Below are 11,030 nucleotides of genomic sequence, written 5' to 3' on the forward strand. Positions count from 1 at the left end.
GAGATCGGCCATGGCATCGCCGGTGATGGGCACCTGGATGGGTTCGTCGCCGCCCACCCCGACGTCGTCCCAGGAAACCAAACCGGCCTCGGGGGTACCGGTGGTCACGATCACTCGCAGTTCGGGCAGGTCCGGGCGCGCCGCCACCAAGGTCTCGGTGGTGGAGGCACCGCTGATGGCCACCACCGCCCCGGCGTGGCGGAGCACGTAGCCCAGCTCTCGCGCCACCAGCCGGGTGCTGGTGGGAACCGCCACGGCGCCGGCTTTGTGGATCGCCGAGTAGCTCACCAAGAACACGGCCGCCTCCGCCGGTGGCACATGGATCGCCACCCGGTCCCCCGGCACCACTCCCTGGGCAATCAGCCATCGAGCCACGCGGTTCGAGCGCCGATCCCACGCGCCGAAGGTGAGATCAACTCCGGCGGCCACATCGCTGAATCCCACCTCGGTGGGGAATGCCTCCGCCATCATCCGGAGCTGATCCGGCAAGAGGTTGGCCATCAGAGTCCACTCCGGCCCGGTGGTAGCCGTTCACCCAGCGGCGAGCGATACGAGCATCCGTCGACGCCGCTCAGGGGGTTGGCTCCGGATCGCGAGGCAGACCGAGGAGACGTTCGGCGATGACATTGCGCTGGATCTCGCTGGTGCCACCGGCAATGGTGAGGCAGCGGTTGGCCAGAAACCCGAACGTCCACTGGGCCGCCGTCCCCGCCGCGGTGGCCCCCTCCGGGCCGAGCAGCGTGAGGCCCAGTTCCTGCGTGCGCTGATCGTGCTCCACGCCCAGCAGTTTTCCCACGCTGGCCTCCGGCCCCGGGCTGGCCCCGGCCACCGAGCGCTGCGTGGCCCGCAGGCCCAGCACCGCCACGGCGTGGGCCTCCGCCACGAGAGCGCCCACCTGATCGAGCAGCCGCGAGTCGGTGCCGTCGAGCTGGCCGTCGTTCACGCGCTCGACCACGAGCGCCAACAACGCTTCGATCCCGCCGCCGAAAGACGAACCGCGTCCCATCGACACCCGCTCGTTGGCCAGCGTGGTGCGGGCCAACGGCCAGCCGCCGTCCACCGCCCCGATGATGCAGTCGTCGGGCACGAAGACGTCGGTGAAAAACACCTCGTTGAACATGGCCAGGCCGGTCATCTCTCGCAAGGGCCGGATGTCGAGCCCGGGGCTGTGCATGTCCACGATCAGATAGGTGATGCCCAAGTGTTTGGCAACGCCGGTGTTCGTGCGGGCCAGACAGATACCCCAATCGGCTTCGAGCGCCATCGAGGTCCACACCTTCTGGCCGTTGAGGAGCCACCCACCCTCGGTGCGGGTGGCGGCGGTGGTGAGCGCGGCGAGATCCGAACCGGCGTCAGGTTCGCTGAAGAGTTGGCACCAGGCGATGTCGCCCAGCAGCGTGGGGCGCACCCAGCGTTCCTGCTGCTCGGGGGTGCCGTGGGTGGCGATGGTGGGAGCCGCCCAGGCCCCCACCGCCAGGTGGGGTACCCGAATCTTGGCGCGGCGTAGTTCCTGCGCGATCACCAACTGCTCTACCGCCCCGGCGCGGCGTCCCCACGGCGGCTCCCAGTGCGGCACGAAATAGCCGCCGTCCACCACCTGGGCCCGCTGCTCCTCCGGGGGGCCCGCGGCCACCCGATCCGCAAAAGCGCGCACCTCCCCCCGGAAGGTCTCGGCCTCCTCCGGCAACGCCAAAGTGAGCTGCCGACGCGTGCCCGACAACGCGGCGGTGGCCACCCGGCGACGCCACGGGAACGACCCCCCCAAGAGTTGGCGCATCGCCATGGCCCGCCGGAGGTAGAGATGGGCGTCGTGGTCCCAGGTGAAACCCACGCCGCCCAACACCTGGATGCAATCCTTGGCCACCCCGGCGAAGGCCTCCGGGGCGATGGCCCCGGCGGCGGCGGTGGCGAGTTCAACCTCGGCCACGTCAGCGTCTCCGTCGAGAGCCAGGGCCGCATCCCAGGTAACACCGACGGCCGCTTCCGCCGCCACCAGCATGTCGGCACAACGATGTTTCACTCCCTGGAACTGCCCGATGGGACGTCCGAACTGGCGCCTGGCCACGGCGTAGGCCGACGCCGTCTCCACACACCACGCGGCGCCACCGGCGCACTCCGCCGCCACCAACGTGGCCACCATCGACGCCACCGTCGTGCCATCCAAACCGAGCAGTTGGTCACCGGCGGGCACCACCACCGAGGCCAGGGCCAGGGTGGCGAGAGGGCGCGTGAGATCGAGTGCTACCACGGCGGTGCTTACGAAGGCAGACCGCTCCACCACACACCACCGCTCAATGCCGGCCACCCGCACCGGCACCACCACCACATCGGCCAGGGCTCCACAGAGCACCGGACCAGTGGTGCCGCTCACCACCAGGCTCCCGTCGGGGGCGACCTCGCCCGTCAACGCAGTGCCGAGGGCCACCGACCCGACCGTCGTGCCATCGGCCAGACCCCGCAGCCGTGCTCGCCCGGCGCCACCGGCGTCAATCAGCGCGCTCGCCAGCACGGTGGAGAGGAACGGACCGGGGACCAACGCCCGCCCAAACTCCTCCACCACGATGGCCACTTCCGCGAACCCGTAGCCCTGACCCCCGTCGGCCTCGGGGAGGTGGAGCCCCAGCCAACCGAGGTGGGCGAGATCGTCCCAGAACGGCGGCCGCTGATCGTCGGGTCCTTCGAGAGCCGCCCGCATCACCAGCGGCGGGCAACGATCAGCGATGAACCGACGCACCGTGGCGAGCAACGCCAGATGGTCGTCACCGATGGCGATGCTCATGGGTGGTGACCGATCCTTCCGTTCCGTCTAACGATCACGTCACATTAGCCCTCCCCGCCGCCTAGCCTCCCGAGGGCATGACCATCCATTACGAGCAAGTGGGCGGACACGTCGCCCTCATCACCATCGACCGACCCGAAGCCCGGAACTCGCTCGACCTCCATCACTTCCGCGACCTCGCCAACGCCTGGCGGCGCTTCCGTGACGACCCCGCCGACTGGGTAGCGGTGATCACCGGCGTGGACGGCAACTTCATGACCGGTGCCGACCTCAAAACCTACGTTCCCCAGATCACCGCCTTGCAGGCCCAGATCCTGGCCGGAGAAATCGACGAGATCGACGGCTGCAAACTGCGCGACGGCACCGACGCCGTGCTGCGCAGCCTGAAGATCTACAAACCCATCATCGCGGCGGTGGACGGGCCCTGTGTGGCCGGAGGCATGGAGATGCTCGGCGGCATCGACATCCGCCTCGCTACCGAGCGGGCCACCTTCGGGGTGATGGAACCCAAGCGCGGCCTGTTCGCCGGGGGTGGCACCACCGTGCGACTCCCCCGGCAACTGGCCTACCCGGCGGCCATGGAGTTCCTCCTCACCGCCGAAGCCTTCCCCGCCGCCCGGGCGCTCGAACTCGGACTGCTCAACGAGATCGTGCCCGTCGACCAACTCGCCGAACGGGCACTGCAGTGGGCGGCGCGCATCACCGTCAACGCGCCCCTCGCTATCCAGGCCACCAAAGAGAGCGTGCTGCGGGGCCTGGCGGTAGACCAGCGCGAGGCGTACCAGATCGAACGCGACTTGGCGGGGACGATCTTCTCGTCGCAAGACGCTATCGAGGGGCCACAAGCCTTCGCCGAGCATCGCGACCCAGTGTGGAAGGGCCGCTGAGGATCGGTCCGTCACTAAGGTGACGCCACGGTTGGACACGGCATGGGGGATGACATGGGAATCTGCGACGGACGGGTAGCGATCGTGACCGGGGCGGGGCGAGGCATCGGACGGGAACACGCTCTGATGCTCGCCACCGAGGGCGCGGCGGTGGTAGTGAACGATCTCGGTGCCCAGCCCGATGGCTCCGGGGCCGACCCGGGCCCCGCCCATGAGGTGGTGGCCGAGATCGTGGCGATGGGCGGCCAAGCGGTGGTGAACGGGGCCGACATCACCAACTTCGAGGACGCCGGGGCCATGGTGCGCCAAGCCATCGACACCTTCGGGCGCCTCGATGTGCTGGTCAACAACGCCGGTATCTTGCGCGACCGCATGATCTTCTCGATGTCCGAAGCAGAGTGGGACGACATCGTCAGCGTGCATCTGAAAGGTCACTTCTGCCCCACCCGCCACGCCGCCGCCTACTGGCGCGAGCAGTCCAAGGCCGGCGAGCCGGTCGACGCCCGCATCATCAACACCTCATCGCCCTCGGGCCTCTACGGCAACGCCGGGCAGACCAACTACGCCGCCGCCAAAGCCGGTATCGCGGGCTTCACCCTCGTCGCCGCCCTCGAACTCGCCCGGCTCGGCGTCACCTCCAACTGCCTCGCCCCCACCGCCCTCACCCGCCTGGTCGAGCCACTCATGGGCGGCGCCGACAACATCACCGAGGAGGTACGCGAGGCCATCTCACCTCGGTGGGTGGCCACGGTGGCCACCTGGCTCGCCAGCCCGCTCAGCCGCGAGGTCACCGGGCGCGTCTTCGACGTGCGCGGTGAGACCATCGCCATCGCCGAGGGCTGGCATCGCGGTCCCGAGGGCACCAACCTCGCCGGCGATGCGGCTGGCGCGGGCTTGGTGATCGAAGACCTACTCAGCCGCGCTCGCGCCAATGCCGACCTCGACGGCCGCGACGCGCCCGACCGCTTCTAGGCCTGCCCCCCGCCCGTCGAGATCGCACCACCCCGGTGCAAGAACCTCCCCTCCGGTAGCGTGCAGCCATGCGACTTGCGGGTAGCAAGGTTCTTCTCACCGGAGCATCCTCGGGGATCGGGGCGGCCCTGGCCCCGCTACTGGCCGAGCGCGGCGCCACCGTGGGCATCGTGGCCCGCCGCGCCGACCGCCTCGTGGCGGTGCTGGAACAATGCCAGCAGCACACCCCCGCCTCGCGTATGTACGTCACCGACCTCAGCGATCCTGAGGAGGCTGAGAGGGCCGTCCTGCAGGCGTGGGACGACATGGACGGCCTCGACATCGTGGTGAACAATGCCGCCATCCCCAAGCGACGACTCGCCCAGGAAATCACCGTGGCCGAAGTGCAGCAGACAATGCTGATGAACTTCGAGTCGCCGGTGCGCCTGACCCTGGCGGTGTTGCCCCGGATGCTTGAACGCGACCACGGGATGATCGTGAACGTGGGCAGTTTCGGCGGCCGGGTGGGCATTCCCGGCGAGGCGGCCTACTGCGCCTCGAAGTTCGCCCTCACCGGTTGGAGCGAATCCATGGCCCTCGACCTGTGCCACACCGGTGTCGACGTGCGCCTCATCCTCCCCGGCGCCATCGCCACGGAGATCTGGGAGCAACCGGGCAACGACGCCCCCCTCTTTGATGGCCCGTTCGAAACGGCCGAGTCGGTGGGCCTAGGCATCATGGCGGCCATCGAGGGCGACGCCTTCGAGGCGTACCTGCCCGACATGTTGCCCATCGTGGAGATGAAGACGAGCGACATCGACGGCTTCTTCGCCGCCACGGTGGCCTTCGCCGACGAGCAGCGCCGCCCCTGAGGCAACCTATGCCGGCTGCGGGGTGAGCAGTTCCAGCACGTTGTCTCGCATCATGATCTTGGTTTCATCGGCGTCAAAGGTGGGGATGTCCTGCACGAAACTGGTGGGTTCGGGCAGGCCCTCGGTGTGGGGGAAGTCTGAGCCGAACAGCAATCGGCGAATGCCCAGCGCATCTTTCAGACGATCCATGTCGTCCTCGTAGTACGGCGCCACCCACACCTGGCGGGTGAATTGTTCCACCGGGTGTTCCTGGAACGAGAACGGCATCTTGCCGCGGGCGTCGGCCAGATTGCGCAGGAGATCCGGGACCCACATGGCACCGTTCTCGATCGACGCCAGGCGCAGGTTCGGAAAGCGCTCTAGTACCCCATGACAGATCAGGGCCGCGAAGGTGTCGGAGATGCTGCGGTCCTGGAAGGCCACCAGCGGGAACACGGCGTGCTTGAAGCCCTCGAAGCCACCAGCCCCGGCGTCGCCGCCCACCCCCCACAACTTGCCGTAGCGCGATACCCCGCTCAGCCCGGCGTGCAAAGCCACCGGGATACCCGCCTCATTGAGCAGACCCCACACCGGATCGAACTTGGCATGGCCGGGCGACACGTAGCCATCGCCGTCGGGCACCGGACCAGGAATCATCACCACGATGCGGGCCCCGCCCTCAAGCACCCGTTGCACTTCGGCCGCCGCCAAACTGGCGTCGGCCAGGGTGATCATGGGGGCAGCGTAGAGGCGACCGTCGCCACCGTCGAAGCCCCAGTCGTCATCCAGCCAGCGGTTGAAGGCGGTGAAGGCGGCGTGCAGGGCGGGGATGTCATGGCGCAGGGCTTCCTGCATACCCACCCCGAGGGTGGGAAACAGCAGCGCACCATCCATCCCCTGCTCGTCGAGAAGGGCCAGGCGGGCCGCTCGTTCCCGGTAGCCGGGGTGATCGGCGATGGGGGCAAGTTCGCCAAACATCGTCTTGAGATCGATGCCCCCCTCATTGCGCCCCCGGAAGTAGTCCTCGAGGCTCCCCGGTGCGGCAATCGGATCGAAGGTGGGGTTGGGGATGAACTTGTTGACCTTCCCGCCCACCAGGAGCCGGGGCTTGCCGTTGATCACGGCCCACTGCATACACCGCTTGGCCATGGACGGTTCGATGTAGCGGGTGAAGGCATCTTCCGCTTCGTAGTAGTGGTTGTCGGCGTCGAAGGGCCGGAACCCGAGATCAGGCATGTCCAGATCGTACTCGTTGGCGGCTCTTCTGACAGTGGCGTCAGGTACGCTCCGCCCATGATCGTGGACGGTTGGGTGAACTTGATCCCCGAAGCCTTTGCGGCCCGCTGGGTGGCGAAGGATTCGCAACAGGGCGTGGTCGAGTTGTTTGGCTCAGACCTGGCCAAGAGTCCCACCGCCGAGGGCCTGCTGACGGCGTTGGACGAAGCGGGCATCGACATCGGGGTGCTCACCAGCGGCCTATCGGACCCGGAGCGTACCCACCGGATCGGTGGGTACGCCGCCGAAGATTTCCTGGCCATCGCCGAGCAGTACCCCGGCCGCTTCCTCGTGTCCCCCACCGTGGAGCGGGCCGCAAAACCCGGTCGCAACGTGGCCCGTATCCGGGAACTGGCACAACACCCCGACGTAGTCATGGTGCGGATCACCCCACTGGTGGAGCAGTACGAACTGAACCACCGCCTCTACTACCCCATCTACGCCGCCTGCGAGGAACTCGCCCTACCGGTGTCGATCAACATCGGCATCCCCGGCCCGCAGGTGCGCTCGCGCTGTCAGGACCCGGTGCTGTTGGAAGACGTGCTGATCGACTTCCCCGGCCTCACCGTGATCGGGGCTCACATGGGCCACCCCTACGAGGCGCTGCTCATCCAGTACATGCTCAAGTGGCCGTCGCTGTACCTCATGACCTCGGCCTACCTCGCCACCTACATGGACGCGGCGCTGGTGAAGTTCATGGACTCCTCCCGGGGCCGGGGCCGGGTGCTGTTTGCCTCCGACCATCCGGTGATCCCCGCCGCCAAGGCCCTCACCGCCGCCCGACAACTGCCGTTGTCCGACGAAGGTCGCGACCTCTTCCTCGGCGATGCCCTCCATCGCATCCTCACCGAGCGCCGCCACTCACTCCGCTCGGTCTAACCCCTTCAACCGCTCCCCGATGGCCCGGTACTCAGGGGTGTCATGCGACGCACTCTCGGCGGCGAGCCCCTCGCGCAGTATGTGATCGGCGTTGGCTTTGAGGTGCTGATTCAGCAGCGCCTTGGTGGCTTGAACCGCCTGGGGGGGCTGAGCGGCCAGACGGTGGGCGTAGGCGGTGGCCTGCTCCAGAAGTTCCTCGGCGGGCACCGCGAAGTTGGCCATACCCAGTTCCACCGCGTCGTCGGCGGAGAGACGGTCACCGGTGAGGAGGTACTGCTTGGCCCGCAACAGACTCGTCATGGCCGGCCAGGTCAGCGCCCCACCATCGCCAGCCACGAGGGCCACCGACACATGCGTGTCGGCCAAGAACGCGTCCTGCGCCATGAACACGATGTCGCACAGCGTCACGATCGTGCAGCCCAGGCCCACCGCCGCCCCGTTCACCGCCGCCACCACCGGAACCGACACGTTGAGCATCTCTTCCACCAGCCGACGGGCCAGGTGCAGGCTTTCCCGCCGCACCTCCAGGTCCACCCGGCGGCGCTCGAAATCCTCGTAACTCCCTCCGGCGCTGAAGGCCTTGCCGGCTCCGGTGAGCACCACCGCACGGCACGCGTCGTCCCGTTCCACCTCCCCCCACAACGCCACGAACTGGGCGTGGAGGTCTTCGGTGATGGCGTTGAGCGTGGTCGGCCGGTTGAGAGTGACCCGCCGCACCGGTCCGTCCCGCGCCACGTCGATCCCGTCGAGGTCGTACATAGTTAGGATCCTTGTCTATGGAGGGCGGCCCGAGGGTAGCGATCATTACCGGGGGTAGCGGCGGCATTGGCCTGGCCTGCGGGCGACGGCTCCTGGAACAGGGCTACGACGTGGTGCTCACCGCCCGCCACCCCGCCCGCTTACAGGCCGCCGCCGAGACCCTCGGGGCTCGCTACCGGGCCGGCGACAGCACCGACCCCGTCGCCTTCGCCGCCGTGGTGACAGCCGCCGGCCGGGTAGACCTGCTGGTGCACGCCGCCGGGGTGCTCGATGGCACCTTCGTCCGCAAGGAATCGCTGGCCGCCTTCGAAGCGGTGCTGCGCACCAACCTCACCTCGGCCTTCGTGGTAACCCAGGCAGTGTTGCCGGTGATGCCGGTCGGCGGCCGCATCGTGTTCTTGTCGTCGTCGTCTGCCCACGCCCCCCAACCGGGAAAGTCGGCCTATTCGGCTTCCAAAGCGGGCCTCGGGGCCTTCGCCGGTGCCCTGGCCCAAGAAGTGGAACGCGACGGCATCAGCGTGCACCTGGTCACCACCGGCCCGGTGGCCACCCCGATGCTCGACGACGTGCACTTCCCCATGCATGCCCTCGCCGCCGACGACGTGGCCCGCACCGTGCAATGGCTCGATTCGTTGCCGGGCAACATGGTGCTGCGCGAAATCGAGATCTCGTCGGTCGCCACCGGCCCCTTTACCCCCGAGCCGTTCATCCCCACCGCCGCCCGGAAGCTCGGCCGCCACGACATTCCCCACTAACCACCCATCACTGGGTCGCCAAAAAATGCTGGGCCTCCTGCTCCGGGTCCACCAGGGGGACACCATCCACCTCGATCACCACCCGATCCAGGGTGGCGGTGCACTCGAAGCGGCCCCGGTAATCGCCGTCGGCCGGCGAGAAGTCAGGGGACCATCCCGCCGAAAGGCCCGCCCCGGTGAGGGAAAAACGGCTCCACACCGAGCGGCGAATCTCACCGCTGGCCACCACCACGCCGTCCACGAGCAGTTCGGCCCGCGGTGGGGTGAAGCGGAAGGTCAACACATGATCGCCCGGCGCCAGAGACACCAGTGGGGCCTCGATGCGGTAGAGCCGCCAGCCAAGCAGATTGTGCACGTAGCACAGCCGCCCATCGGCCAGCAGATGAAACGACCAGCCGCCCAGCACCGAACCCTGCACCGCCAATACGCCTTCGAGCACCTCGGTCTCCGGTTCCACCGTGAGGTAGGCGCTGATCGTGTGCGCCCGCGCCCGCACGTTGACCGCCACGTTCTCCGGTACCGGGGAGCGCCCCGGCCAATAGGTGTACTGCGAGCGCGGCGGGATCGAACTCGTGCGACCGAAGACCAGTTCGGAGAAGGGACGGTTGTCCAGCGGCAGCACCCCATTGCGCTCCGCTTCCTCCCACCAGCGGTCGATCATGGTAGCGAGTCGTTCGGGGTGGGCGGCGGCGAGGTCGTGGCATTCCGACGGATCGGCCCGCAGGTCGTAGAGCTCCCACACCACCTCCTCGAGCCCCGGTGCCTCTACCTGGATCTCCTGGTAGGTCACCGCCTTCCAGCCGGCGTCGTACAACGCCCGGCAGCCGAACATCTCGTAGTACTGCGTCGTGTGGCACTCGGGGGCATCGGCGCTGGCGAAGGTGGACGCAATACTCACGCCATCGAGCGGTCGTTGCGCTACCCCGGCCACCACGGCGGGCGCCTCGATGCCGATGAGATCGAGCAACGTGGGGGCGAGATCGATGGCATGGACATACTGCGATCGCACCTCACCGCGCGCCGGGAGGCCGGCCGGCCAATGCACAATGAGCGGATCGGCCACTCCCCCCTCGTGGGTCTCGCGCTTCCAGCGCCGGAAGGGTGTGTTGCCCGCCACCGTCCACCCCCACGGGTAGTTGTTGTGCAGCCGCGGCCCTCCGATCTCGTCGATTCGTTCGTCGGCCTCCTCCACCGTGGAAGGCAGCGCGTTCCACACCCGGGCGTCGTTGAGCGAGCCGGTGGGGCCACCCTCGGAGGAGGCACCGTTGTCCGACAGCAGCACGATCACGGTGTTGTCCAACTCGCCGAGGGTGTCGAGACGGTCGACCAGCCGACCGAGTTCGTGGTCGGTGTGCGACAGATACGCCGCGAAGGCCTCCATGTAACGCGCGTAGACGCGCCGCTCCACCGGCGACAGATCCTCCCAGGCCGGCACCCAGTCGGGACGGGGCGACAACTCGGTGTGAGCCGGCAGCAGGCCCTCGGCCTTCTGCCGGGTCAGCGCCACCTGGCGGGCATGGTCCCACCCCTGCTCGAAGTGACCGCGGTAGCGATCCAGCCAGGCGGCGGGGGCTTGATGCGGCGAATGGCAGGCCCCGGTGGCCAGGTAGAGAAGCCAGGGCTTATCCACATCCACGTTGCGGAGATCCTCGAGGTACTCAATGGCATGGTCCACGAGGTCTTCGGTGAGGTGGTAGCCGTCGTCGTAGGAGCGAGGCGGTTCCACATAATGACTGTCGTGCACCAGGGCGGGCACGAACTGATGCGTCTCACCGGGGAAGAACCCGTAGAAGCGTTCGAAGCCGCGGCCTAACGGCCAGCGGTCGCGGCGAGCCCCGAGGTGCTCTTCGTCTTCCGGCGTGAGGTGCCACTTGCCCACCGCCCACGCCGCGTA

At 68.1% G+C, this 11,030-nt stretch carries 10 protein-coding genes; 5 read left to right on the forward strand and 5 right to left on the reverse strand.

The features are described from left to right. A partial coding sequence (locus EXQ71_12565; protein ID MSO88326.1) for a long-chain fatty acid--CoA ligase occupies positions 1-501 on the reverse strand: 501 nt, incomplete at its 3' end. A gap of 70 nt (positions 502-571) precedes the next feature. Further along, positions 572-2,779 carry an acyl-CoA dehydrogenase gene (locus EXQ71_12570; GenBank protein MSO88327.1) on the reverse strand — a complete coding sequence of 736 codons (2,208 nt, stop codon included), beginning with the start codon at positions 2,777-2,779 and terminating at the stop codon, positions 572-574. Between the two features lie 77 nt (positions 2,780-2,856). Here EXQ71_12570 and EXQ71_12575 point away from each other — a divergent pair, with 77 nt between their 5' ends. From EXQ71_12575 to EXQ71_12585, 3 genes are all read left to right on the forward strand, one after another. Then, positions 2,857-3,666, forward strand: a complete 810-nt coding sequence (locus tag EXQ71_12575; GenBank protein ID MSO88328.1) for a carnitinyl-CoA dehydratase — start codon at positions 2,857-2,859, stop codon at positions 3,664-3,666. Positions 3,667-3,720: 54 nt separating this feature from the next. After that, complete coding sequence (locus EXQ71_12580; protein MSO88329.1) at positions 3,721-4,638, forward strand: SDR family NAD(P)-dependent oxidoreductase; 918 nt, start codon at positions 3,721-3,723, stop codon at positions 4,636-4,638. Positions 4,639-4,706: 68 nt separating this feature from the next. Next, positions 4,707-5,489 (forward strand): SDR family NAD(P)-dependent oxidoreductase, encoded by a 783-nt coding sequence (locus EXQ71_12585; GenBank protein ID MSO88330.1) that lies wholly within the window; start codon positions 4,707-4,709, stop codon positions 5,487-5,489. 6 nt (positions 5,490-5,495) lie between these two features. Here EXQ71_12585 and EXQ71_12590 read toward each other — a convergent pair whose 3' ends face one another. Further along, entirely contained in the window at positions 5,496-6,704 is a 1,209-nt protein-coding gene (locus EXQ71_12590; GenBank protein ID MSO88331.1) for an amidohydrolase, read from the reverse strand. Positions 6,705-6,761: 57 nt separating this feature from the next. On the opposite strand from EXQ71_12590, the gene EXQ71_12595 reads away from it, so the two are divergent. After that, entirely contained in the window at positions 6,762-7,622 is an 861-nt protein-coding gene (locus tag EXQ71_12595; GenBank protein ID MSO88332.1) for a hypothetical protein, read from the forward strand. Here EXQ71_12595 and EXQ71_12600 read toward each other — a convergent pair. Next, positions 7,605-8,381 carry an enoyl-CoA hydratase/isomerase family protein gene (locus EXQ71_12600; GenBank protein MSO88333.1) on the reverse strand — a complete coding sequence of 259 codons (777 nt, stop codon included), beginning with the start codon at positions 8,379-8,381 and terminating at the stop codon, positions 7,605-7,607. The genes EXQ71_12595 and EXQ71_12600 overlap by 18 nt on opposite strands. A 17-nt stretch (positions 8,382-8,398) precedes the next feature. Between EXQ71_12600 and EXQ71_12605 the strand changes: the two genes are divergently transcribed. After that, the gene (locus EXQ71_12605; protein ID MSO88334.1) at positions 8,399-9,136 is read left to right on the forward strand and encodes an SDR family oxidoreductase; all 738 of its coding nucleotides are present in this window, start codon (positions 8,399-8,401) and stop codon (positions 9,134-9,136) included. A 7-nt stretch (positions 9,137-9,143) separates the two neighbouring features. Here the strand turns inward: EXQ71_12605 and EXQ71_12610 are convergent. After that, on the reverse strand, positions 9,144-11,030 hold a 1,887-nt coding region (locus tag EXQ71_12610; GenBank protein ID MSO88335.1), incomplete at its 5' end, for an arylsulfatase.

The organism is Acidimicrobiia bacterium (genome assembly GCA_009694375.1).
Taxonomy (GTDB): Bacteria; Actinomycetota; Acidimicrobiia; order Acidimicrobiales; family VFJN01; genus VFJN01.

Bases quoted from the DNA above. Each gene is read 5' to 3' on its own strand.
- EXQ71_12570 (MSO88327.1), bottom strand. From the start codon at position 2,779: ATGAGCATCGCCATCGGTGACGACCATCTGGCGTTGCTCGCCACGGTG.
- EXQ71_12575 (MSO88328.1), top strand. From the start codon at position 2,857: ATGACCATCCATTACGAGCAAGTGGGCGGACACGTCGCCCTCATCACC.
- EXQ71_12580 (MSO88329.1), top strand. From the start codon at position 3,721: ATGGGAATCTGCGACGGACGGGTAGCGATCGTGACCGGGGCGGGGCGA.
- EXQ71_12585 (MSO88330.1), top strand. From the start codon at position 4,707: ATGCGACTTGCGGGTAGCAAGGTTCTTCTCACCGGAGCATCCTCGGGG.
- EXQ71_12590 (MSO88331.1), bottom strand. From the start codon at position 6,704: ATGCCTGATCTCGGGTTCCGGCCCTTCGACGCCGACAACCACTACTAC.
- EXQ71_12595 (MSO88332.1), top strand. From the start codon at position 6,762: ATGATCGTGGACGGTTGGGTGAACTTGATCCCCGAAGCCTTTGCGGCC.
- EXQ71_12600 (MSO88333.1), bottom strand. From the start codon at position 8,381: ATGTACGACCTCGACGGGATCGACGTGGCGCGGGACGGACCGGTGCGG.
- EXQ71_12605 (MSO88334.1), top strand. From the start codon at position 8,399: ATGGAGGGCGGCCCGAGGGTAGCGATCATTACCGGGGGTAGCGGCGGC.